Here is a 24,932-nt window from a genome sequence, read left to right on the forward strand (position 1 = left end):
ACATGGCGTTCAGACAATTTGAACGCACATCATTACAGCTAAGTATGGGAACCCTGCTTAGCTGTTTATGTGCGTCGGTGGCATATGCTGACACCTTAGCCCCTGTAGAACCTGCGACCGTAGATGCATGTGTTGCCCTTGCTTCAAATGCTGATCGCCTAGCTTGTTATGACTCTGTATTTAAGCCCTCAGCTTTACCGGCTGTTCAAGCTGCAGCAGTAGCAGAGCCTGTTAAAAAAATTGATAAACCTGCTGTTCAGCCTGAAACATTTAAAGAGAAGGTTGTAGATACAGTTAGTAATATTAAAGTAATAGGGAAGGCTCCAAAAATTGAACCTACTACTTCTTTATTAGATCAACGTTGGGAGTTATCTGAAAAAAGTAAACTTGGTGTTTGGAACATTCGAGCTTATCAGCCTGTCTATTTGCTGCCTGTATTTTGGACCAGCGATAAAAATGAATTTCCAAGTAGCCCAAATCCCAATAACACCGTTAAAGAAGCTCAAGATTTGAAATCCACGGAAACTAAATTTCAAATTTCTTTAAAAACGAAAGCTTGGGAAAATATTTTCGGTAACAATGGTGATTTATGGGTGGGTTATACTCAATCATCACGTTGGCAGACATTTAACTCTGAAGAATCTCGTCCTTTCCGTGAAACGAATTATGAGCCTGAAGCAAGCTTAATGTTTAGAACAAACTATGAGTTGCTTGGTTTGGATGGTCGTTTATTAGGTGTAACTTTAAATCACCAGTCAAATGGTCGTTCAGATCCATTATCTCGTAGCTGGAACCGTGTCATCTTTAATGTGGGCTTAGAGCGCGGTAATTTTGCCGTAATGCTTCGTCCTTGGGTACGTATTAACGAAGCAAGTAAAGATGATAACAACCCTGATATTGAAGATTATATTGGTCGAGGTGATTTAACCGCTTTTTATAAGTGGAAAGACAATGACTTCTCGCTAATGCTACGTCACTCTTTAAAAGGTGGTGATGATTCTCATGGTGCGGTTCAGTTTGACTGGGCATTTCCAATCAGTGGTAAGTTGCGTGGTCACTTCCAGCTATTTAATGGATATGGTGAAAGCTTAATTGACTATAACCACCGTGCAACTTATGCAGGTTTGGGTGTTTCACTCATGAACTGGTACTAAGTTCGAAGCCTATAAAAAAGCCGCTTTTTAGCGGCTTTTTTATTAACCAATTTGAATGTTGGCCTGAGGATGTTTGAGGCGACTCTTTTTAGGTGTGGCGATTAAATATGCCAGCGTTAACGGTCCAAGTCTTCCTGCAAACATAAGTAGACTTAAGATAAACAAGCTACCATTATGTAAGTCTGGTGTAATCCCTCGAGACAGCCCAACTGTGCATGCTGCCGATACCACTTCAAATAATAAGTTCATAAAGTCGGCTTTCGGTTCTAAAAGCAGAAGTATAAAGAACCCAATAAATATGAGTATGCTGGTAATCGCGGTAACTGCTAAGGCCTTATAAGTGGTGTCGTGGGAAACAGAATGATTGAAAACCCTGATTTCATCGGTACGTCTTAAAAAAGACAGTACACTTAAAACTAATATGACAAAAGTACCCACTTTTATACCGCCAGCAGTACTTAATGAACCACCACCAATGAACATCAGTAGCATCATAAGCAAAGAGCTACTATTGGTCATTGCTCCTGTATCAATGGTGTTAAACCCTGAAGATCGTGGAACAGTCGCTTGAAACCAAGCATGTAAAGCTTGATCACCTACGCTTAGCATGCCTAATGTATGAGCGTTTTGTGCTTCCATAGCCCAAATTAAAATAAAAGCGACTAAATTAATAATGGCAATAGTCGTTAAAATCAGTTTGCTGTTTGGGCTAAGTTTTTTCCATTTTTTATTTTGTTTAATGTCCATGAGAACTAAAAAACCAAGTCCACCTATTGTATAAAGCAAACTCACCGTAAGACAGATCACATAGTTGTTTTGAAAACCCATTAAACTGTTATTAAATAATGAAAAACCGGCATTATTAAACGAAGAGATACTATAAAACATTGCATAATACAAACCACGAGCGAAGCCAAAAGCAGGCGTAAATGCGCACGTGAGAATGACTATTCCAATGAGTTCAAATAGGAGAGTGTAGGTCACCACCCCTTTAGCCACAAAAGTTACTTTTGATAAACTGGTTTGACCAAGGCTGTCTTGGGCCATCATTTGCTGCTTAAGACCAATTTTAGGCGAAAGGCTTAGTGCGGCTAAAATGGCAAAAGTCATGAAGCCTAAACCACCGGACTGAATTAGTAATAAAATAATGACTTGCCCAAAAAGCGTAAAAGATTCATGAATATTTAAAATAGATAATCCTGTAATCGTAACTGCTGAGGTTGCTGTAAATAGTGCATCCATCCAGCTCACATGACCGTTATTGGCAATTGGAAGTTTAAGCAATAATGTGCCAAAGACAATAAAGCCTAGAAAGCCCAGCGCTAAAAGTGAAGGTGGACTTAGATTTAGTGTTTTATGTGGTTTAGGCTTAAGAGACATATTTGGGGTTCGTTTTTATAGGAAACAATTAGAGAGTTTTTTAAGTTGCTGTAAATGACCTTCTAAAATAAGAATATCATGCGTTTGTAAGGTAAAAGTCTCTTCAGTTTCAAATAAAATCTGCTGCTTTCGCTTTACAAGTAGTGTTTTAACTTGTGGTGCTTGCTGCATAATCCCATACAAGTTAATGCCATTTAATTTCTCTGGAATATCAATTTTCACAATATAGTGATCATCATCTAAAGACATGTAACGACTTACCATTGGATAATTGAGTGCTTGAGCAACACGTACGCCCATATCTTCTTCAGGATGAATGATTTTGTTGATATTAAGGTGAGATAAAATTGTGTGGTGGGCTTTGGTTTTTGCTTTTACCCAAATTTTATCGATACCGAGATTTTTTAAATTCAGCACACATAAAATACTGGCTTCAATATCTTCACCAATTGCAACAACAACCGCATCACAATTTTGAATGTTTAATTCATCCAGTACATGTTCATCTGTAGCATCAGCAATGACAGCATGAGTTAAAACATCGGCAAGGTTCTCTACATTCTTTTTGACTGTATCAATGCCAATAACATCATGATTTAATTTTGTGAGTTCTTGAGCAACTGTTGCTCCAAAACTTCCCAAGCCGATGACCGCGAACTGTGCCATAAATAACCTTTTATACTTAATTAGGGCTTTATTTTTAATGATATTTTCTTTGAGATAAAGAGAAGCAATGTAAATATAGAAAATATTGGGCTTAAATAATAAAAAAGCCGACAAATTTGTCAGCTTTTTTATCAAAATCAAAGATTATTTCAAGAAGCGCTTATAGCCCACATTGTCAGTAATTTCTGCATATGGATAACTAATTTGCTCTAGGGTTTCAATTAAGCCATCTGGATTTTGTTTGGCATCTGTGGCTTGTAAGCCAACCAATACACGACCTTCAGCAGCACCGTGGTTACGGTAATGGAACAGGGTAATATTGTGGGTTGGACCTAAACGAGTTAAGAAGGTGAGTAATGCGCCCGGACGTTCAGGGAATTCAACACGGAATAATCTTTCATCATCCAGATTGGCATGACCACCAATTAAGTAACGAATATGCAATTTAGCAACTTCATCATCAGATAAGTCATCGACAACATAATTTTGCTGTTTAAGCTGCTCTAAAATTTCATGGCGTTCAGCATCACCACCTTTTAAGCTAATACCCACAAAAACTTGTGCTTCTTCTGTGTTATTTGCGCGGTAGTTAAACTCGGTAATATTGCGGCCTTGTAGGGCGCGGCAGAAACCTAAGAATGCACCTTTTTCTTCAGAAAGTGTAACTGCATAAATTGCTTCACGTTGTTCACCGAGTTCAGTACGCTCTGCAATGTAACGTAAGCGGTCAAAGTTCATGTTGGCACCACAAACAATCGACACCATGTTTTTACCGCTAATTTTATGCTCAGCTACATATTTTTTAATACCAGCTAACGCCATTGCACCTGATGGTTCAACAATGCTACGGTTTTCATCAAAAGTATCTTTAATTGCAGCACAGATTTCATCTGTATTTACAGTCACAATGTCTGGGTCAACAATTGGACCTGAGTTATCAGATTTGCGAAGACGAATAATATCAAACGGCAAAGCACCAATTTGTGCAACAGCAGTACCGTCTGCAAATAAGCCTACATGTGGCAAGATTACGCGTTCATTTGCTTCTAGTGCTGCTTTTAAGCAAGCAGACTCTTCATATTCAACGCCAATAATTTTCACATGGGGTGCAACTTCACCAAGGTAAGCTGCTACACCTGAAATTAGGCCACCACCACCTACAGCAACAAACACATATTCTACATCACGCCATTGACGTAAGATTTCATTTGCAATTGTGCCTTGACCAGCAATAACAAGTTCATCGTCATAGGGTGGAATGAATACAAGTCCTTCAACTTCGGCACGTTGCTGAGCGTATTTATTTGCTACATCAAAGCTATCGCCGTGTAATACAACTTGACCACCCAAGCGTTTAACTGCTTGAACTTTAATGTCAGGAGTTGTACTTGGCATAACAATAATTGCAGGAATGCCTAAACGTTGACCAGACAATGCCACGCCTTGCGCATGGTTGCCCGCAGATGCACAGATTACACCACGCTCAAGTTGGTCTTTCGGTATTTGACTAATACGGTTATAAGCACCGCGTAATTTAAAAGAAAAAACAGGTTGTAAATCTTCACGCTTAAAACGAATTGTATTATTTAATTTTTGACTAATTCGTGGAGCTGCTTCGAGAGGTGTTTCAATTGCAACATCATAAACCGTTGCTTGTAAAATTTGTCGTACCACACGAGACAGCATGTTCATCTTCCCTATAACAGTTTAAAATAGGAAATTATTGTAGCAAACCCTTGTGCATTTGCGCCGTTTATTGGCGCATAAATGTCAAAAAATAGTTGAGTGATGTAATGAGCCTATATGCAACCCAAGATGAAAAGAAACAAGCTGCTGCTAAAGCTGCTTTAAAACACTTACCCAAAGGTGGCATTTTGGGGGTAGGAACTGGAAGTACTGTAAATTTTTTAATTGATTTATTACCTGAACTACAATTAGAGGCAGCGGTGGCAAGTTCGCAAGCAACAGCAGATCGTCTTAAAAAATTAGGTATTGAAGTGGTTGATATGAACCATGTAGGCAGCCTTGATGCTTATGTTGACGGTGCAGATGAGATTGATCGTCACATGCATATGATTAAAGGCGGCGGCGCAGCATTAACTCGTGAAAAAATTGTAGCTTCAATTGCTAAAAAATTTGTATGTATCGTTGATGATTCGAAATGGGTTGATCAACTTGGTCGTGATTTCCCATTACCAGTAGAAGTGATTCCAATGGCGCGCTCTGCTGTAGCTCGTAAATTGGTCAGCTTAGGTGGTGACCCAGTTTATCGTGAAGGTGTGGTAACAGATAACGGAAACGTTATTTTAGATGTATTTAATTTGAACATCTTAAACGCTATTGACTTGGAAAAAACCATCAATAATATCCCAGGTGTTGTGACTAACGGTATTTTTGCATTAAACCCAGCAACAATTGCTATTGTTGCGACAAATAATGGTATTGAAGAGCGTACTGCACAGTAATGTCTGTGGAAATTCCAGAAATTAAAATTGTTCGTCACGTAAGGGCAAGAAAATTGCGCTTACGTGTTGAGCCTGCGTCTATACGACTGACTGTTCCGTTATTTTGTAGTAAGAAACAAATTCAGCAGTTTTTGGCGCAGTCTGAACAATGGCTGATCGAGACGTGGAGTAAACAGCAACACGTTCAGGCTACGTCGTTTGAAATTCCTTCAGAAATTTCTTTTTTCAATAGAGAACAGCCTTTTCAAGTTGTGGTGCAAAAGCAACATCGCATTTTTCAGTTTGATTGGGAAAATAATTATTTATTCATTAAAGAACAACAACCTTACCAAGCTTTACAAAATGCCGTGATTGCTTATGCCAAACAAGAGTTACCACTTCTTTTGTCAGAGCTTAGCCAAAAAACTCGGCTGAGTTATGCCGAATGTGCAATTCGACGTCCTAAAACACGTTGGGGAAGTTGTAGTAGTCAGCATAATATTATGTTGCATGCAGGACTGGTTCTTATGCCAGCCCAAATTACCCGTTATGTTTGTATTCATGAGTTAGCACACACCAAACACTTCGATCATAGCCCTGCATTTTGGGCCGAAGTTGCAAAGTTCGACCCTCACTATATGCAGCATCGCAGACAATTAAAAGGTAATCCATTGCCTGCGTGGTGGTATGTCACAGCTTAGTTAAAGCTACATTCTAATTGTGTTGTCTGTAATACATCCGGTGCTTTGCGGCTATCGAGGCCTGCTTGAGCACTAACAATTTTGTTCGCTTTAATATGTAGCTGTATAAAATTATATTGCTGTGTTGAATTATTGGGTTCAGATGAGCTTGAGTTAAGTAAGTAGCTATAACTTGCAGCGTCTGTTTGCAGTAAGTTATCTGTACTATCTGCGCTTAAGGCGGAACGATAACTTTGTGAACCTTGAATTAACTCAATTTGACCATTGGCACGAAAATTAAGTTGGCATCCCGATGCACTGTTTTCATAGTGACCGACTAAATAGTCTGTGGCCGGGAGTTTAGGGTCAGCTATATTGATGCTGGTTAAACCTTGTTTACACGGGTAAGCTGAACCATTACAAGTCGCCGTAATACCACGAAAACCAACAGCACGTCGATAATCACCAGCACCATCTATACGGAAAAAATCAGACGTATTTCCAGAAGGCACAACACCAGAATAGAGTTTTTTTTGCAAAAGAGCATATCCAGTTTGATCTAAACTAGACTGACTTTGTGAATCTGCTAATTGCAATGTTGCAGTTTTTAAATTGGTAGCAAAATAATCACGAGTTGCTTTTTGATTGGCTGCAATGTCCAAAAGCGTATTTTTTACAGGGTCAATATTATCTGGCGATGGACTAAAAATAGGTGTCATGCTTGTATTGTCACCAATAAGTTTTTTGCCGTCTAAATATCCATCTTTTAAATCGGTTGCAAGGCTATTAGTCAGTTCTTGATAAGTATTTACATTGCCATGAATCGTATTCCAATATTGTAAATATCCAAAGCTCAGATAGCTATCAACATAACTACTTGGTTGCTTTGTTGAATACTGTAATAAATTTAGCACAGTTAGTGGGCTGGCTGGGCTTAAGCTTGGAATGGCAGCATCTTTAAACGCGCTAATAAGGGCGTTGTAAACATCTTGAGAAGCCAAATCAACATGTGATTGTTCAATACGGGTTGGATCTATCGTTTCTTGTGGAAGTTGTCCTGATCGGATTACAGCGCGTTGATAAATTGCTTCTGAACTTGGACTAATCAGTTGAGTTTTATTACTTATTGAGCTTGGGGTAATAAAAGCGTGATAGACGCCAGAAATATTCTCATATTTAGAATTAATTGGATCAAATACTTGAGATGAAGCTTGAGTTGTGACTTCTACTCGATAAAGCCGATTCAACTTGGTACTTGGCAGTTTAATATTATAACTTGTTAAACTGGCAACTTGGGTATCAATCAAAATACTATTGTCGGTATTGTCATAAACTTTGAGTTGAACATTGCGCATTTCGACAGGGGTTTTAAGTGTAAAATCTGTCATGACTTCAGGAGTTGGCACAGTTGGTGTTGGGGTACTAGATGAGCCTCCGCTACTACTGCCACCACCACATCCAACAAGGGCTACGCTTAAAATTAAAGTACTAAGGCCGAGATAAGTGCACAACTTTGTTTGTTTTGATTGATCAAGCATCCTAGCTCTCCAAAATGAATCTGGTATTTATTTACTGATATTTGTTTGGTTCTGACAGACCAGCAAGTGCTATGTAATTAACGCTAAAAAATAAAAAAATTAAAATTACCAAGCATGAAATGGTTTTGTAAGCCTGGACATCCTGTCATACTACCGCAAGTATAGATTCAATATTTGAGGTAATGCACGTGATTTCTGTCGGAATTGTTGGTGGAACTGGTTATACAGGCGTTGAACTATTACGTATTTTATTACGACATCCAAAAGCGCAGGTTCGAGTTCTGACTTCACGTACAGAAGCAGGCAAACCAGTTGCTGATATGTTCCCAAACTTACGTGGGCATACAGATCTTCAATTTTCAGATTTAAACATTGATGCATTAAAAGAATGTGATGTTGTATTCTTTGCGACCCCACATGGTGTTGCGATGCAGCATGCAAAAGATTTGATCGAAGCAGGGACCAAAGTTATTGATTTGGCAGCGGACTTTCGTTTGCAAAATCTTGAACAGTTTGAAAAATGGTATGGCATGGAACATGCGTGCCCAGACGTACTAAAAGATTCTGTTTATGGTTTAACTGAGTTAAATCGTGAAAAAATTAAACAGGCTCAAGTCATTGGTAATCCAGGTTGTTATCCAACAACTGTTCAATTAGGTTTGGCTCCACTTTTAAAATCTGCACAAGCATTGATTGAAACCAAGAATATTATTATTGATGCAAAATCAGGGGTTTCTGGTGCTGGCCGTAAAGCAAGCTTAGGCATGATTTACAGTGAAAATGCCGATAACTTTAAAGCGTATGGTGTTGCAGGTCACCGTCACCATCCAGAGATTGTCGAAGCATTAGAAAATATTTCTGGGCAAAAAGGTGGCTTTGAAGGGCTCTTATTTGTACCGCATTTGGTACCAATGATTCGCGGTATGTTGAGTACAATTTATGTGGACTTGACTGAGGCAGGTAAGCAAGCAGACTTACAAGCTTTGTATGAAGACTTCTATGCAAATGAAAAATTTGTAGATGTCATGCCTGCGAATAGTTCACCTGAAACACGCAGTGTGCGTGGAGCAAATGAATTACGTATTGCTTTATATAAACCACAACCAAATAAACTCATTATTTTGGCGGCTCAGGATAATCTTGTAAAAGGTGCATCTGGTCAAGCTGTACAAAATATGAACCTTATGTTTGGCTTTAATGAAGACGAAGGCTTACAAGGGATTGGTTTATTACCATAAAAAACTCTTTTTTGCTTCACACACATTTAAATTTCGATTTAAATGTGTGTCTTGACTCTGATCTTAAACACTGAGATGACGATGCAAAACTCGGAACAGACGACTTCTGTAGAAAGTTCGTTGCAAAAGAAAAAATTTTTAAACACCAATAAGCCTTTGTTTATTGGTGCTGCTATTTTAATGAGTGGTTGTTTTGCGCTCGGCTATACAATTGGGCACCGTCAAGGTTTAACTGTTGTAGGTTACGATGCAGATGCAGAGCAATTGGTTGAAGTAGTGCAAAAACAAAAAGCAGCGTTAGATGCAGTTAACAAAAGCCTGAATGCAGCTGTACAAGAGCGTGATGTTGCTGTTACAAATGCGAATGACTTGTTTACAGCACTTAATCAAGCAAATGCTGATAAAACACAACAACAAGGTATGAGTAATATCTACCGTGAAATTTTAAGACAACGTGGTGGTTTAAGCTTAACCATTCAGGATTTGGCAATTAAACCACTACCAGAAAATGCTTATGAATATCAGCTTGATCTGGTACAAGTGAGTCCAAGTAAACGCCGTGCTTCAGGTTCAGTTGAAATAAGACTGATTAAAGATACTGAAGTCTTGGTTGTGCCACTTGAAGATAAGAACTTTAACTTCACTGATTTTGAGCGTTTGACTGGCCGTTGGACAATGCCTAAGGGCTTTACACCTCAATATATTGAAGTGCGTCTAACAGGTGGTTCTGAGACACCAGTGATTAAACGTTTTAGTTGGCAGCGTGGCAAACCTGTCGAAACACCTTCTGCTTTTGTTGCAGAAATTCCTCAAGCTGAAGCAAATTCACAATAGTAACATCATATGCGAACAAATAAGCGTCAAACAAATTTAAAAGATATTAAGGCTTCTTTTCAGCAGTCTGGCTATGTCGATTGGCACTTCAATCCACGCTTAAGTGATTCGCAAAACGAAGATCATGATGGAGAGGTTGTTGTTCAAACAGCACCTCCCGAACTCAAGCGTCCACCCTTATATGCAGTAGTATTATTGAACGACGATTACACGCCAATGGACTTTGTAATTGAAATTTTACAACAATACTTTGCAATGAATCTTGACCAAGCAACTCAAGTAATGCTAACAGTACACTATGAAGGTAAAGGTACTGCCGGGGTATATCCAAGAGACATCGCGGAAACCAAGGCAAACCTTGTTAATAATTACGCTCGATCGCAAGGTCATCCATTACTTTGCCAGATTGAGCCTAAAGCATAAGGGGGTCACATGCTCAGTCGTCAATTAGAAGTATCATTACGTTTGGCTGTTAGCATGGCTCGTCAAAAGAGACATGAGTTTCTTACAGTTGAACACTTACTATTAGCCTTACTCGATAACGATTCGGCTGTGAATGCATTAAAAGCATGCGGAGCTGATATTGTTTCTTTACGTAAAGAATTAGAAGAATATGTAGAACAACATACTCCTAAGCTTGGCGAAAATAGCGAGCAAGCTCCACATCCAACAGAAAGTTTTGACCGCATTTTGCAACGTGCAATTTTCCACGTGCAATCAAGTGGTGGTGATCGTACTGTCGAAGGTGCGGATGTTTTGGTCGCAATGTACTCAGAGCGTGATTCTTTTGCTGTTTATTTACTTAAGCGTCATCAAATTAATCGTTTAACTTTGACTCAATACTTGTCTCATGGGACACGTAAAGATGAAGTTCAGGTTGAAGAAGAAGTTGAAGACATTGAGGGTGAAAGCAACTCAGGCAATGCTGGGCCATTGGAACTTTATACGCTCAATTTAAATGTTGAAGCGCAAAAAGGAAAAACAGACCCACTCATTGGGCGTGAAAAAGAAATTGAGCGTACAGCACAAATTCTTTGCCGCCGTCGTAAAAACAACCCATTACTAGTGGGTGATCCAGGTGTAGGTAAAACTTCAATTGCAGAAGGCCTTGCATGGCTCATTGTAAATGGTAAAGCACCAAAACCACTGAGCAATGCAGAAGTCTATAGCCTCGACATTGGTGCATTGGTCGCGGGTACAAAATACCGTGGTGATTTTGAAAAACGTTTAAAACAATTGCTGAATGCTTTGAAGAAAAATCCAAACGCGATTTTATTCATTGATGAAATTCATATGATCATTGGCGCTGGCTCAAGTATGGGCAGCACAATGGATGCATCGAATCTCATTAAACCAGCTTTGGCAAATGGTACTTTACGTTGCATCGGTTCAACGACTTTCCAAGAATATCGTCAGGTATTTGAGAAGGATCATGCGTTATCTCGTCGTTTCCAAAAAATTGACGTAAATGAACCAAGCATTTCTGAAACTATTGATATTTTACGTGGCTTGAAAACTAAGTTTGAAGATTTCCACCACGTACAGTATGACGACAAAGCTTTGGTTTCTGCGGTTGAGCTTTCTGCGAAATTTATTAATGATCGTTTCTTGCCAGATAAAGCAATTGATGTCATTGATGAAGCAGGTGCACAACGCCGCTTAAAAGCAGAAAGTGAAGACAGCTTAATTACTGTTGAAAATATTGAAGACATCGTTTCTAAAATTGCGCGTATTCCGCCTAAGACTGTGTCTAAAGATGATAAATCAGTACTTGAAAATCTTGAGCGTGACCTAAAACGTGTTGTTTTTGGTCAAGATGAAGCAATCACTGCATTGGCTTCTGCAATCAAGTTGTCACGTGCTGGTTTGAAATCACCAGACAAGCCTGTTGGTAGCTTTGTGTTTGCTGGTCCAACGGGTGTTGGTAAAACTGAAGTCACTAAGCAATTAGCGAAATTGTTAGGCGTTGAGCTTGTTCGTTTCGATATGTCTGAATATATGGAACGTCATGCTGTTTCTCGCTTAATTGGTGCTCCTCCGGGTTATGTAGGTTATGACCAAGGTGGTTTGCTCACAGATGCGATCCATAAAAATCCACATTGTGTTTTATTGCTGGATGAAATTGAGAAAGCACATCCTGATGTGTTTAACCTGTTGTTGCAAATCATGGATCATGGTGCGTTGACCGACAATAATGGCCGTAAGTCAGACTTCAGAAATGTCATTATTGTATTGACTACAAACATTGGTGCAGAAAGTATTTCTCGTGCAAGCATTGGATTTACCGAGCAAGACCATAGCTCGGACAACCAAGAAGCAATGAAACGTGCATTCTCACCAGAGTTCCGTAACCGTTTAGACAGTGTTATTCAGTTTAAAGCTTTACCAACCACAGTGATTGAATCTGTAGTTGATAAGTTCTTAACAGAATTACAAGCACAGCTAGATGAAAAACGTGTAGTTCTAGATGTAGATCAAAGTGCGCGTGACTGGTTAGCAACCAACGGTTATGACCGTTTAATGGGTGCTCGTCCAATGCAACGTCTCATTCAAGAACACTTGAAGAAACCATTAGCTGAAATGATTCTGTTTGGTGAACTTGCAGATCATGGCGGTAATGTGGCGGTATCAGTGAAGAAAGAAGATGGCAAAGCAGTTGGCCTAAAACTTGAAGTTTTTGAAGATCACCATACGGCAGAACCAGCTTAATTTATGTTAATTGATAGTCTTTCTATAACCCGAATACTCAGTGTATTCGGGTTATTTATTATTACTGCAATCGCTGAGATTTTAGGATGTTACTTTCCTTATCTTATTCTAAAAGAAGGGAAGTCCGCTTGGTTGTGGTTGCCGACAGTCTTAAGTTTAGCTGTCTTTGTTTGGTTACTTACATTACATCCAGCAGCCTCTGGACGAATTTATGCGGCCTATGGTGGTATTTATATTTTTACTGCGCTGATGTGGCTTCGTTTTGTAGATCAGGTTGCTTTAACGAGATGGGATATTTTAGGTGGCTTTATTGTGCTTTGTGGTGCAAGTTTGATTATTTTACAGCCACAAGGATTAATTCGTTAATTATGAAAGTGGTCGGTTAAGTTTTAAGTGAAAAAATAAGAAATATTTTCGCAAAAAATACTTGTCAAACTCATCAACAATGCGTATTTTAGATTTAAGGAACATTTTTTAATATTTGAGATAAAGATGTTAAATCAATCTGTGAATTCTAACGCTTACTTTTATTTCTGGCAATTTAGATAGTTGCCTGAGCGTATTCGGGCACGAAAGTTGCCCATCACAGTTAATACCTGATCGGCAACCCCGATCAGGTTTTTTTATGCTTTATCTTTTTCAAATCGAGGAATTCAAAATGAACAACATGACTTATTCATACTTTAGCAACTTTTATTGGTTTTACTTTTGCCTACCTTTGCCAACGAATAGATCCAAAACGCTCAAATAAATGATCGGACTGATTCGGTTTCAGTCCAAAGGAAAAGACCAATGAATGCTTTAAATACTCTACTAACTCAAAGTAATACAAAAGAAACACCAGTTAGTTTGCCTGTCCAGTTAAAAGCTAAATATCCGCTTGTTCAGACCTTCGCACGTCAAATTGCAGAACACCGTCAAATTATTCAAAATATTCTTGCTGGTAAAGATCAGCGTTTAATGGTTATTACAGGACCATGTTCAATTCATGACCCAGTTGCGGTTCTTGAATACGCAGAAAAACTGCAAAAATTACAAGAAAAAGTTAAAGATCAAATATTCATTGTAATGCGTGCTTATATTGAAAAACCACGTACAACTGTAGGTTGGAAGGGTTATATGTATGATCCAAATCTTGATGGATCATCTAATCTGCAATTAGGTTTAGAAAAATCACGTGAGCTTTATTTACAAATTATTGAAAAGGGTTTGCCAATTGCGAGTGAAATTCTAAGCCCAATGGCCACGGGTTATTTTGATGATTTATTGGCTTGGGGTGCAATTGGTGCTCGTACCAGCGAGTCTCAAATTCACCGTGAAATCTCAAGTCACATGCCATACAGCATCGGTTTCAAGAATGGTACAGATGGCTCAATTCAAATTGCTTTAGATGCTATTCAGTCGGCACAAAATGAGCATCAGTTTCTTGGTATGAATCAGCAAGGTTTACCTTCTGTCATTCAGAGTGCTGGTAATCCATTGCCACACTTAATTTTGCGTGGAGCCAATCATGGTCCTAATTATGATTTAGCTTCAATTCAGGCAATACGTGAAAAACATAAACAAAATCTTCCTGCCTTAGTCATTGACTGTAGTCATGGCAACAGTGGTAAAGACCCTTTACGTCAGCCAGAGGTTTTGCAGCAAATCGTTGCTGAACGCTTAAAAACTCAGGTGAAGGGTGTCATGATTGAAAGCCATTTAGTTGATGGTAATCAGAAGATTTCATGTGAAATGACTTATGGTCAGTCAGTGACAGATGGTTGTTTAGGATGGGATAAAACTGAACAACTTTTATTAAGTGTTGCTGAACAATTAAAAGCAAATGAGTTAGCTCATTCTGCTTAATGATTTATTGGTTTAAAAAAGGATCTGTTTTAGCAGATCCTTTTTTATTTTAAGAAGCTTGTTTAAGCTCAGACAAGAACGTCGTGATTTCATGACCGAACTTTTTCGGTTCGGTTAGTAATGGCGTGTGGCCTGATCGTTCGAAATAAATTGCTTTTGCATGTTCAACGCTGTGTGCAATAAGTGTTTGACCAGTTTCTGGGTAAAGTGTCGAATTACGTCCGATAAAGAAAGTTGTTGGGCACTGTAGTTGCTGAAGCGCTTCACGATAATCTTCATTGTGGAAAAGATAATTTTCGACATACCAAAATAAATAATCTAAACGTTGAATCGGTAATAAATACTTCTGTAAAAATGGTTGTTTTAATGCAGTTTTAAAAACAAAAGGACTAAATGGATTGCTACTTTGCAATTCAATAAAATCTACCCATAAACGTACTAGTTCTTGGCGGTCTGGAAGCGCTAATTCATAAAGATACTTAGCATTTTTGTGCTTTGATAATAATTGATAAATATCATTGAGTAGTTGTTTGAATTGGGCATGTAAAGGGCCGAATAAACCATATTGCCATGTCGAATCTACAGATATTTTTGGTGTTTGATCTATGTGTAAATACGCTTTTAACTGCTGTGCGAGATGGGCATGCTTCATACCGTGCATTGCAGTGGTGGCACCCATTGAGTAACCCATTAAAATAAAGTTCTCAAGTTTTAGCTGTTCAATTAAATGAGCAACATCTTGCCAGTGACTTGATATGGCATCTTGGTCGGGAATTGCACAGTTTTTTGACCCACCAAAACCACGCCAGTCAGGAATAATGAACTCATATTCTTTGCGATTTGCATAGATAAACGGTAGCCATTGCCAACTCTGCATACCTAAGCCAGATAATACTAATACCGGTTCACCACGACCAACACGGCGTACAAATAAACTTTCCTGATCGAGCATGGTGTAATACGGCATGGTTATTCTCCAGATACGTTATCTTGAGCAAAAAGTTTTAATTGAGGAATGACTTGTTCTAACCATTTAATCCACTCAGTTTCCATGGTAATACCGAGTTCCAAAATCATTTTGTGGATATATAGCACTCGATCATTCAAGTCATCGCTATCTTTAAAATCTTTATCGTAAATACTTTGGTAAAGCTTGAGTTTTTCTTGGTGTAAACCAAGATGTCGTAACAGTTCGGGTAATATTTGATTATTGCTCAATTGCGCCTCAGCACGCAATCTTACCATTAAGTCATCTCTAAGCTGTGCAGGTTCACTTTGCTGTGTCATCCATGAAGCGAGTTCTATACGGCCAAGTTGTTCGACCTGATAAGTTTTTTTTCGGCCACTATCCATCTCATTTTCTAAAGTAGAGACCCAGCCTTTTTTAAGCATGTTATTGAGTTCACGATAAATTTGCTGATGTGTGGCATTCCAGAAAAAGCCCATAGAACGGTCAAAACGGCGGGCAAGTTCAAAGCCTGTACTTGGTCGTTCTAATAAGCTGGTCAGTAAAACATGAGGAAGTGACATGGCAATCCGTTTGTAAGCAAAAGTAAAGTGTGACTCATAAGATTATGCAACATGTTGCATAAAAGTCAAAATTTGATTATAAATTTGTGCAACAAGTTGCATTAAGCAAGCAGATTAGCAAGCCAAGGAGTTGTTATGTCGTTATATCCACATTTATTAAAACCATTAGATTTAGGTTTTACGACATTAAAAAATCGCGTATTGATGGGGTCTATGCACGTTGGGCTAGAAGAGGCACCCGGTGGTTATGAGCGCATGGCGGCTTTTTATGCGGAACGTGCTAAAGGGGATGTGGGATTAATCGTAACGGGTGGTATTGCGCCAAATGAAGCAGGTTTAACCTTTGCTCATGCTTCTAAGTTGGATAGCACAGAAGAAGCCGAAAAACATAAAGTCATTACCGAAGCCGTCCATGCTGCTGGCGGGAAGATTGCATTACAAATATTACATACAGGCCGATATTCTTATCAGCCAGAAATTGTCGCACCTTCGGCAATTCAAGCACCAATTAACCCAATTAAACCTAAAGCAATGACTTCTACTGAGGTTCAACAAACCATTGATGACTTTGCAAACTGTGCGAAGCTTGCTCAATATGCCGGCTATGACGGCGTTGAAATTATGGGCTCTGAAGGGTATTTAATTAACGAATTTATTGCAGCCAGAACAAATCATCGTGACGATGAATGGGGTGGTAGCTATGAAAACCGCATTCGTTTTCCTATCGAGATCGTAAAACGCACACGTGAAATAGTCGGTGAAAACTTTATTATTATTTACCGTTTATCAATGCTTGATTTAGTTGAAGGTGGTTCTACTTTAGAAGAAGTGATTCAACTTGCTAAAGCGATTGAAAAAGCTGGTGCTACGATCATTAACACGGGTATTGGCTGGCATGAAGCTCGTATTCCAACAATTGCCACCAAAGTACCAAGAGCTGCATTTACTTGGGTCACCGAAAAATTAAAAGGCGAAGTTTCAGTTCCATTAATTACCTCAAACCGTATTAATACACCTGAAATGGCTGAGCATGTATTAGCATCGGGTCATGCTGATATGGTTTCAATGGCACGTCCAATGCTTGCAGATCCCGAGTTTGTTTTAAAAGCCAGTGAAGGCCGTAGTGATGAAATCAATACGTGTATTGGTTGTAACCAAGCCTGTCTCGACCATATTTTCTCTATGAAAATCGCAACATGTCTAGTTAACCCTCGTGCATGTTATGAAACTGAACTGATTTTTAAAGAAACTCAAAATCAGAAGAATATCGCTGTCATTGGTGCAGGGCCAGCTGGTCTCAGTTTTGCTGTATATGCAGCTGATCGCGGACATCAAGTTAAAATCTTTGAAGCAAGTCATCAAATTGGTGGTCAGTTTAATATCGCTAAAACTGTACCAGGTAAAGAAGAGTTCTACGAAACACTACGTTATTTTAATCGTCAAATTGAATTACGCCCAAACATTGAGCTCGTATTAAATCATAAAGCAACTTATGAAGAATTAAGTCAATCAGGCTTCGATGAAATTGTAGTTGCAACTGGTGTAACGCCTCGTCAATTGCAATTTGAAGGTATTGATCATCCAAAAGTGTTGAGCTACTTACAAGTACTTAAAGAGCGTGTACCTGTAGGTCAGCGTGTTGCCATTATTGGTGCAGGAGGTATTGGTTTTGATACAGCTGAGTACCTAACCCATGAGGGTGAAAGTGGCAGTTTAAATCCTGAAAAGTTCTATGAAGAATGGGGGATTGATACTCACTATGAGCACGTTGGTGGTTTAAAGCAGCCGAAAGTTGAGGCTTCTGAACGAGAAATCTATTTGTTACAGCGTAAAGCTTCTTCAGTCGGTGCGGGACTAGGTAAAACAACAGGTTGGATTCACCGTACAGGGCTTAAGAACAGAAATGTGAAAATGTTGGCAGGTGTACAGTACGACAAAGTCGATGATCAAGGTCTTCATATTACTGTTGATGGAAAACCAACAGTACTTGAGGTTGATAACGTGGTGATTTGTGCGGGCCAAGAATCATTTACTGCTATGTATGACCAATTGAAAGCAGATGGTAAGAATGTTCATTTGATTGGTGGTGCTAAAGAAGCAGGCGAGTTGGATGCTAAACGTGCAATTCGTCAAGGCGCTGAATTAGCAGCGGTTCTTTAATGAGTGGAGTGAGCACTGTCTTGGGTAAGAGAGTGCTCATTACTAAAACCAGTTTGAAGGAAAAATAAAAAATGACACTCGAAACAACTAAACAGTCATTAGAAAAATGGCACGACATGATTCAATCAAATGACTTATCGAACTTAAATGATTTGCTGGCAGATGAAGTTGTTTTCCGTTCACCAGTTGCTTATAAACCGTATGAAGGGAGACAGGTTGTTTTCTTTATTCTTACTAACGTGATTCAGGTATTCGAAAACTTTACATATCATCGTGAGTTTTACACGGAAGATGGCGAAAATGTAGTGCTAGAGTTTAGTGCGAATGTAGGCGATAAATCATTGAAAGGGATTGATATGATCCGTTTTAATGAGCACGGTAAAATTATTGATTTTGAAGTAATGATTCGCCCAATGAGTGGTTTAGCTGCATTGGCTGAGCAAATGGGTATAAGAATTGCTCAATTCAAACCTCAATAATTTTGTTAAATAGCCTAAGAGTTTTGAGGTGTATAAAATGTGGTTAAAACTTTCAACATTGCTTTTATTGCCCGTATTATTTGTACAAGGCAGCAAAGTTCGAAAGAACACGCCACGTTTAGCAGAAGCCAAAGGTGAGCGAGAAGGTAGCATTGGTCAAGGCAAGCCTTTATCTCTGCTTATTTTAGGAGATTCTGCTGCAGCAGGTGTGGGTGTAGAAACACAAAAAGATGCCTTGTCTGGTGCAATTATCCAAGAGCTGCAGAATGAATTTTCCCTACAATGGAAACTTCATGCTAAAACGGGTGATACGACTCGACAAGTTTTTCATGCTTTGCAGCATCTAGAAGAGCAGAAGTATGATGTGATTGTGACATCTATTGGTGTAAATGATGTCACAAAGCTGACTTCTGCTAAATCATGGATTAAACAACAGAAGCAATTATTTGATTATATTCAGAAACGATTTCAACCAAAGCTGATAATTGTTTCTGGCGTGCCTCCAATGCAACATTTCTCAGCTTTACCTAATCCATTGGCTTGGTTGTTTGGGCAATATGCAGAGCAAATGAATCAAAAATTACAACAATGGTTGGCGCCACAGAGCCAATTTGAGTTTCTTCAATACGATATTGAAACTTTTCAAGCCATGAACTTGCCTATGGCAAGTGACGGTTTTCATCCAAGTAAAGAAGTTTACGCAGTTTGGGGACGGCAGGTTGCAGCCATAGTGCGGCAATCATTTAACTCATAGTCATAGGTAGTTATTGGATATGGGCATATCTGTTTTTAATAAAATTAAAGATTTCGGTTCGGAGCTGTTCGATTTAGTTTTGGGCGCTGAGCATCCAAAAGTCTATTATCATCCTCAAGGAAAAATAAAAGATATTTTGGATAAGCTCCCTCAACTTAAACAGAAATACCGTCCTGCGCCTTGGTTAACGAATAGTCATGTCCATTTACTTTATTTTGATCTTATTAGAAAACAGACAATAAAGCTGGAATATGACCGTATTGATCAACTCACTATGAATGATGGTGGTGTTACAGCAATTGCTTGGTATGGTTACAATTTACCAGCAGATACACCAACGGTTGTAATTATGCATACCATTACAGGTACGCCTGAAAGTATGCGTGAGTTGGTACGTGATTTAAATCAATATACAGGCTGGCGAATTGCACTGTGTCTACGCCGTGGTCACGCTGGTTTGCCAATGCCTGTGCCGCAAATTTCTCTTTTTGGATCTACGCGTGATCTAAAAGAACAGCTTAATCATATTCAAAGTCTATTTCCGGCATCGGACTTATATGCGGTAGGTTCATCAGCAGGTACAGGTCTGCTTGTTCGCTATTTGGGTGAACAAGGCGAAGATACACCTTTTAAAGCTGCTTTTGCGATGTGCCCGGGTTATAACACTGAAATTGGTTTTAAAAATGTTCATCCTTTTTACAGTAAAATGATGACTAAAAAGCTCTTTAAGTATTTTATTTATCCGTATCAAAATACGTGGAGCAAAATAGCATCTTTAGAAAAAGTCTTATCGACAACCAATTTAGAAGAATTTGAAAAAGAATACTTCGAAATGGCTGGTTTTCAAGATTACGAGACTTACTGTAAATCTATTAACCCGATTTATGTTTTTGAGAATATTAAAATTCCATTAATGATTCTGAACGCGGAAGATGACCCTGTTTGTTCTATTAAAAATTTAGAGCCTTACAAAGAGCCAATTCAGCAAATGAGTACGGTGGCTGTAGTGACAACTAAAAAAGGAAGTCATTGCGCATTTTATGAAGGATGGCGTAGTACGTCATGGGCTGCACGTCTGATGTCTGATTATTTTTTAATTGAACGTAATAAATAGACAATCATCAAATGCATAAATAAAGCCCAAAGTCTGGGCTTTATTTTTTACCTCTTAAGATAAGAGTGGAGTTTTATCATTTATACCAATTTTTATTTTAGTGGCAGCAACTAAAGCTTTTTCATCTGTTTGGTTAGGATGGAAATCAAAACGATAATATTCAAGAAATTTAGGAATCAAAACTTTATATTGTTTGCTAGCAAAGCTAAAAAAGTTGCGCCAAGATTTGAAGTTGGCCAGTTGCTTATCCCGTTTCATTAAAATAAATTGGTAAACGGTTGAAAAAGCAGTGATCAGAATTAAGCTAAAAGTAAAAACTGAAATACGAGGAATATAAGCACCTAATCCGTTGCCATATAAATGCTGATATAAGTCGAATGCAACAGCTTTATGCTCGGTTTCTTCTACACTGTGCCATAACCATAAGTTACGAATAGTTGTATCAGTCATAAGCTCATTTACCGATTGCATCATGCTGACTACGAGTACTGCTGTGTAATGTTCCAAGCCTACTGTTACAAGCAAATTCCATTTTTTACTAAAAACTTTCTCAATAGCTTTAAGAACAATGCCTGTCGCTTTTTCTAATGACTCTGGATTTAAACCATATTGCTGCGCACTGACATGAAAAGCATGATGTTCTTTAGAATGCATTGCTTCTTGACCAATAAATGCACCTATTTCTCTGTCTAAAATTTTATTTTCTTTAGCTTTAGCACGTAAAGCACGCACAGATCTAACAAAATACGATTCTCCTTCGGGAAACAAAGTAGAAAGACCTGTGAAATAGTGGGTAAGTGAAGGCTCATCATTGCACCAATAACGTGGAATATTTTCAAAATTGTAGTCCATGCGGCGTACAGGAAAAGAGGCCGGCATACGGTTTAAAGCTGTATTCATTTTCTTGCTCCAATCTTCTTTTAATTTAAGTTCCAAAAAGGAACTTGATATAAAAAGTATAAGCAGACAAGATTTGAGTCAATGATTTTTGAATGATTGAAAATAGATTGTCCTAAAATGACAGACAGGGGAGCTTTAAAGATAAAAAAGAAAGGGATTAAATTTATTTATATTATGAAGATTATATAAATGCCCAAATTAAATAGTTAATTTGGGCATTATTGAACAGAAGCTTAGTTTTTAAGTGCTGGTGTTGCAGCAGCAATTGCAGCAGCAACTGCGTCATCTTCTGTCTTCGCAGGCTCAGTTGCCTTAGCAGGTTTTGACTGAGCTTTTTCAGGTTTTGGTTCTGCTTTAGGCTCAGGTTTTTTTTCAGGTTTTGGTTCTACTTTAGGTGTCTCAGATTTAGGTTGTTCAGCAACTTGTGTCTGTGAAGATTCAGCAGAATGCGCAGGACGAGTTTCGCGACGAATTTCAGTTGTAGTATTGGTTGTTTCTTCACGCTGAACTTCAACTTGTGGTTGCGCTGGAATTTGAGCTTCTTGGTGAGTGTCTACACTCTCTAAAGATTCAAATTTTGCAGGTTTCGCTGGTTGAGGTTCTGAAACAGCAGTTTCAACCTTGTCTTGCTCTTCTTCTTTCGGTGTCTCTTTTTTAACGCATGCGGTTAACAATAGTCCAGCCGCAATTGCAGCACAGATTAAAAGTTTTTTATTTGCCATTGCCCAAAACAACATTTAATTGAGGAGTTGGCATTATAACAGTAAATAGCAATGAAAAAATCATGTCAGATTGAGCTAATTTTTTGTTAAAAATGCTGATAGAATAACCAGTTGTTTATTGTTCTTTGAATTGATGCGGTTTGACTTTGCTTTATAGGGGCAGAGTACAGTAAAATTGCCAAACATTGTAGGCCGATTTCGGCTTGATTGTACGAGAAACTTAATGACCCATTTTATTTTTGTCACTGGTGGTGTGGTTTCATCGCTAGGTAAAGGTATTTCTGCTGCTTCTGTTGCTGCACTTTTGGAAGCTCGTGGCTTAAAAGTCACAATGGTTAAAATGGATCCTTATATTAATGTCGATCCAGGGACAATGAGCCCATTCCAGCATGGTGAAGTTTTTGTTACCGAAGATGGTGCAGAAACCGATCTGGATCTGGGTTATTACGAACGTTTCTTACGTCGCGCGAAAATGACCAAACTAAACAACTTTACGAGTGGTCGTGTATATCAAGACGTTTTAAATAAAGAACGTCGTGGTGATTACTTAGGTGGTACAGTTCAGGTTATTCCTCATATTACCGACAATATTAAAGAACGTGTTCTTCGCGCAGGTGAAGGCTATGATGTTGCTATCGTAGAGATTGGTGGCACCGTAGGTGATATCGAATCATTACCGTTCATGGAGTCGGTTCGTCAGTTAATGGTTGAGCTTGGTCATAAACGTACCATGCTTATGCATTTAACTTTGTTGCCATATATTAAGTCAGCAGCAGAGTTAAAAACTAAGCCAACTCAGCACTCTGTAAAAGAGTTACTTTCAATTGGTATTCAGCCAGATATTCTGATCTGCCGTACAGAATATGATGTTGATGTTGATACTAAACGCAAAATTGCATTGTTCACTAACGTAGAAGCACGCGCTGTAGTGGTATGTAAAGATGCGAAAACGATTTATCAAATTCCACGTACATTCTATGAACAAAACGTTGATGACTTGATCTGTGAGCGTTTTGGATTTAATGATCTTCCAGAAGCAAATCTAGAAGATTGGGACAATGTAGTTGAAGCATTATTGAACCCTGAATACACTTTACGTGTCGCTATGGTTGGTAAATATGTTGAATTACCAGATGCTTATAAGTCTGTAAACGAAGCATTGTTGCACGCAGGTATTAAAAATCGCGTAAAAGTACAAATTGATTATGTCAATGCTGAAGAGCTTGAAAGCCAAGACGTATCTATTTTAAGTACAGCTGACGCAATTTTAGTTCCAGGTGGTTTTGGTGAACGTGGTACTGAAGGCAAAATGAAAGCTATTCAATACGCACGTGAAAATCGCATTCCTTTCTTAGGAATCTGTTTAGGTATGCAATTGGCTGTTATTGAATATGCTCGCCATGTTGCAGGTATGCCAGAAGCTTCTTCTACAGAATTTAACCGCTCTACAAAATATCCACTCATTGGTTTAATTACTGAATGGTTAGATGAGCGTGGTGAATTACAACAACGTAGTCTTGAGTCTGACTTAGGCGGAACAATGCGTTTAGGTGCACAAAAATCTGAATTGGTTGAAGGCACAAAAACACGTGAAGTCTATGGAAAAGCTGAGATCACTGAACGTCATCGTCACCGTTATGAAATGAATAATCGTTTCATTGAGGCGATTGAACAAGCGGGCATGAAGATTTCAGGTTATTCTTCAGCACAACATTTAGTTGAAACTGTAGAAATTCCTGATCATCCTTGGTTTATTGCTGTACAATTCCACCCGGAATTTACAAGTTCACCACGTGATGGACATCCATTATTTGCTAGTTTTATTGACGCTGCGAAAACACAGCATCAAAAAAGTAAGTAATGCGATTTTAAATAAACTGGGAAAGTTTAAATGTCACAATTAAAACCACAAGAAGTTGTACGTTTAGGCGATATACAAATGGCAAATCATTTGCCATTTGTATTATTTGGCGGAATGAACGTACTTGAGTCAAAAGATTTAGCTTTTGAAATTGCTGAAACTTATATTGATATTTGTAAACGCCTAGATATTCCTTATGTATTTAAGGCGAGTTTTGATAAAGCAAACCGTTCTAGTTTGCATTCATTCCGTGGTCCTGGACTTGAAAAAGGTATTGAATGGTTAGGCGACATTAAAAAACATTTTAATGTGCCAATTATTACTGACGTTCATGAACCATATCAGGCAGCACCAGTTGCCGAAGTCGCTGATATTATCCAGCTTCCAGCTTTCTTAAGCCGTCAAACTGATCTTGTTGAAGCAATGGCGAAAACACAAGCTATTATCAACATTAAAAAAGCACAGTTCTTGGCTCCTCATGAAATGCGCCATATTTTGCATAAATGTTTAGAAGCTGGAAATGACAAACTTATTCTTTGTGAGCGTGGCTCAGCATTTGGCTATAACAATTTAGTTGTAGATATGCTTGGCTTTGACATCATGAAAGAAATGAATGTACCTGTATTCTTTGACGTGACTCATGCTTTACAAACTCCAGGTGGTCGTTCTGACTCAGCTGGTGGTCGTCGTGCTCAAATTACAACTTTAGCGCGCGCAGGTATGGCAACAGGTTTAGCGGGATTATTCCTAGAGTCTCATCCAGATCCAGACAAAGCAAAATGTGATGGTCCATCTGCATTGCGCCTGTCGCAGCTTGAGCCATTCTTGGCACAACTAAAAGAATTGGATACTTTAGTTAAAGGATTCAAAAAGTTAGATACTCATTGATGCAGGAACTTGCATCGCGTTATTCATTCAACA

Annotated in this window: 23 protein-coding genes; 15 read left to right on the forward strand and 8 right to left on the reverse strand. The window is 38.6% G+C overall.

Features of this window, described 5'->3' with window-relative positions:
- The first annotated feature begins 2 nt into the window (after positions 1-2).
- Complete coding sequence (locus RMA95_RS11900) at positions 3-1,154, forward strand: phospholipase A (RefSeq protein ID WP_311070800.1); 1,152 nt, start codon at positions 3-5, stop codon at positions 1,152-1,154.
- A 42-nt stretch (positions 1,155-1,196) separates the two neighbouring features.
- On the opposite strand, the gene RMA95_RS11905 is transcribed toward RMA95_RS11900, so the two are convergent.
- From RMA95_RS11905 to ilvA, 3 genes are all read right to left on the reverse strand, one after another.
- Positions 1,197-2,534, reverse strand: a complete 1,338-nt coding sequence (locus tag RMA95_RS11905; protein WP_311070802.1) for a TrkH family potassium uptake protein — start codon at positions 2,532-2,534, stop codon at positions 1,197-1,199.
- 15 nt (positions 2,535-2,549) lie between these two features.
- Positions 2,550-3,200 (reverse strand): TrkA family potassium uptake protein, encoded by a 651-nt coding sequence (locus tag RMA95_RS11910; RefSeq protein WP_311070804.1) that lies wholly within the window; start codon positions 3,198-3,200, stop codon positions 2,550-2,552.
- A 144-nt stretch (positions 3,201-3,344) separates the two neighbouring features.
- Entirely contained in the window at positions 3,345-4,892 is a 1,548-nt protein-coding gene (gene ilvA / locus RMA95_RS11915) for a threonine ammonia-lyase, biosynthetic (protein WP_171063662.1), read from the reverse strand.
- Positions 4,893-4,993: 101 nt separating this feature from the next.
- Here ilvA and rpiA point away from each other — a divergent pair, with 101 nt between their 5' ends.
- Complete coding sequence (gene rpiA, locus RMA95_RS11920) at positions 4,994-5,665, forward strand: ribose-5-phosphate isomerase RpiA (protein ID WP_000061060.1); 672 nt, start codon at positions 4,994-4,996, stop codon at positions 5,663-5,665.
- Entirely contained in the window at positions 5,665-6,345 is a 681-nt protein-coding gene (locus tag RMA95_RS11925) for a SprT family zinc-dependent metalloprotease (RefSeq protein WP_311070809.1), read from the forward strand. The genes rpiA and RMA95_RS11925 overlap by 1 nt, the downstream gene beginning before the upstream one ends.
- Here RMA95_RS11925 and RMA95_RS11930 read toward each other — a convergent pair.
- Entirely contained in the window at positions 6,342-7,862 is a 1,521-nt protein-coding gene (locus RMA95_RS11930) for a hypothetical protein (RefSeq protein ID WP_311070811.1), read from the reverse strand. The genes RMA95_RS11925 and RMA95_RS11930 overlap by 4 nt on opposite strands.
- A 182-nt stretch (positions 7,863-8,044) precedes the next feature.
- Between RMA95_RS11930 and argC the strand changes: the two genes are divergently transcribed.
- The 6 genes from argC to RMA95_RS11960 all read left to right on the forward strand — a co-directional run bounded on the left by argC (position 8,045) and on the right by RMA95_RS11960 (position 14,491).
- Complete coding sequence (gene argC, locus RMA95_RS11935; protein WP_311070813.1) at positions 8,045-9,100, forward strand: N-acetyl-gamma-glutamyl-phosphate reductase; 1,056 nt, start codon at positions 8,045-8,047, stop codon at positions 9,098-9,100.
- 75 nt (positions 9,101-9,175) lie between these two features.
- Entirely contained in the window at positions 9,176-9,934 is a 759-nt protein-coding gene (locus RMA95_RS11940; RefSeq protein WP_311072262.1) for a DUF6776 family protein, read from the forward strand.
- Between the two features lie 9 nt (positions 9,935-9,943).
- Complete coding sequence (gene clpS, locus RMA95_RS11945; protein ID WP_001260033.1) at positions 9,944-10,357, forward strand: ATP-dependent Clp protease adapter ClpS; 414 nt, start codon at positions 9,944-9,946, stop codon at positions 10,355-10,357.
- Positions 10,358-10,366: 9 nt separating this feature from the next.
- Positions 10,367-12,643, forward strand: coding sequence for an ATP-dependent Clp protease ATP-binding subunit ClpA (gene clpA / locus RMA95_RS11950; protein WP_263613848.1), 2,277 nt, complete (start codon positions 10,367-10,369; stop codon positions 12,641-12,643).
- Between the two features lie 3 nt (positions 12,644-12,646).
- A complete protein-coding gene (locus RMA95_RS11955) occupies positions 12,647-13,009 on the forward strand; it encodes a YnfA family protein (RefSeq protein WP_107972808.1) in 363 nt (120 codons plus the stop codon).
- A gap of 426 nt (positions 13,010-13,435) precedes the next feature.
- The gene (locus tag RMA95_RS11960) at positions 13,436-14,491 is read left to right on the forward strand and encodes a 3-deoxy-7-phosphoheptulonate synthase (RefSeq protein WP_263613846.1); all 1,056 of its coding nucleotides are present in this window, start codon (positions 13,436-13,438) and stop codon (positions 14,489-14,491) included.
- Positions 14,492-14,540: 49 nt separating this feature from the next.
- Here the strand turns inward: RMA95_RS11960 and RMA95_RS11965 are convergent, their stop codons facing one another.
- Together RMA95_RS11965 and RMA95_RS11970 are read right to left on the reverse strand one after the other, a co-directional pair.
- The gene (locus RMA95_RS11965; protein WP_311070819.1) at positions 14,541-15,458 is read right to left on the reverse strand and encodes an alpha/beta hydrolase; all 918 of its coding nucleotides are present in this window, start codon (positions 15,456-15,458) and stop codon (positions 14,541-14,543) included.
- Positions 15,459-15,460: 2 nt separating this feature from the next.
- Positions 15,461-16,021, reverse strand: a complete 561-nt coding sequence (locus RMA95_RS11970; protein ID WP_000056573.1) for a PadR family transcriptional regulator — start codon at positions 16,019-16,021, stop codon at positions 15,461-15,463.
- Between the two features lie 135 nt (positions 16,022-16,156).
- Here RMA95_RS11970 and RMA95_RS11975 point away from each other — a divergent pair, with 135 nt between their 5' ends.
- The 4 genes from RMA95_RS11975 (at position 16,157) to RMA95_RS11990 (ending at position 20,528) form a co-directional block, all read left to right on the forward strand.
- Entirely contained in the window at positions 16,157-18,181 is a 2,025-nt protein-coding gene (locus RMA95_RS11975; protein ID WP_311070821.1) for an NADPH-dependent 2,4-dienoyl-CoA reductase, read from the forward strand.
- A 71-nt stretch (positions 18,182-18,252) separates the two neighbouring features.
- Positions 18,253-18,660, forward strand: coding sequence for a nuclear transport factor 2 family protein (locus RMA95_RS11980; RefSeq protein ID WP_240061649.1), 408 nt, complete (start codon positions 18,253-18,255; stop codon positions 18,658-18,660).
- 37 nt (positions 18,661-18,697) lie between these two features.
- Entirely contained in the window at positions 18,698-19,414 is a 717-nt protein-coding gene (locus RMA95_RS11985) for an SGNH/GDSL hydrolase family protein (RefSeq protein WP_311070825.1), read from the forward strand.
- Positions 19,415-19,433: 19 nt separating this feature from the next.
- Positions 19,434-20,528 carry an alpha/beta fold hydrolase gene (locus RMA95_RS11990; RefSeq protein WP_311070826.1) on the forward strand — a complete coding sequence of 365 codons (1,095 nt, stop codon included), beginning with the start codon at positions 19,434-19,436 and terminating at the stop codon, positions 20,526-20,528.
- 54 nt (positions 20,529-20,582) lie between these two features.
- On the opposite strand, the gene RMA95_RS11995 is transcribed toward RMA95_RS11990, so the two are convergent.
- Together RMA95_RS11995 and RMA95_RS12000 are read right to left on the reverse strand one after the other, a co-directional pair.
- The gene (locus RMA95_RS11995) at positions 20,583-21,428 is read right to left on the reverse strand and encodes a metal-dependent hydrolase (protein ID WP_311070828.1); all 846 of its coding nucleotides are present in this window, start codon (positions 21,426-21,428) and stop codon (positions 20,583-20,585) included.
- A gap of 233 nt (positions 21,429-21,661) precedes the next feature.
- The gene (locus RMA95_RS12000) at positions 21,662-22,150 is read right to left on the reverse strand and encodes an internalin (RefSeq protein WP_311070831.1); all 489 of its coding nucleotides are present in this window, start codon (positions 22,148-22,150) and stop codon (positions 21,662-21,664) included.
- A gap of 223 nt (positions 22,151-22,373) precedes the next feature.
- Here RMA95_RS12000 and RMA95_RS12005 point away from each other — a divergent pair, with 223 nt between their 5' ends.
- Both RMA95_RS12005 and kdsA read left to right on the forward strand, forming a co-directional pair.
- Positions 22,374-24,011: a CTP synthase gene (locus RMA95_RS12005; protein WP_263613838.1), complete on the forward strand. Its 1,638-nt coding sequence runs from the start codon at positions 22,374-22,376 to the stop codon at positions 24,009-24,011.
- A 30-nt stretch (positions 24,012-24,041) separates the two neighbouring features.
- The gene (gene kdsA, locus RMA95_RS12010) at positions 24,042-24,899 is read left to right on the forward strand and encodes a 3-deoxy-8-phosphooctulonate synthase (protein WP_000080538.1); all 858 of its coding nucleotides are present in this window, start codon (positions 24,042-24,044) and stop codon (positions 24,897-24,899) included.
- Positions 24,900-24,932: the final 33 nt, after the last annotated feature.

This window comes from Acinetobacter sp. V110_1 (genome assembly GCF_031798975.1).
Classification (GTDB): Bacteria; Pseudomonadota; Gammaproteobacteria; order Pseudomonadales; family Moraxellaceae; genus Acinetobacter; species Acinetobacter nosocomialis_A.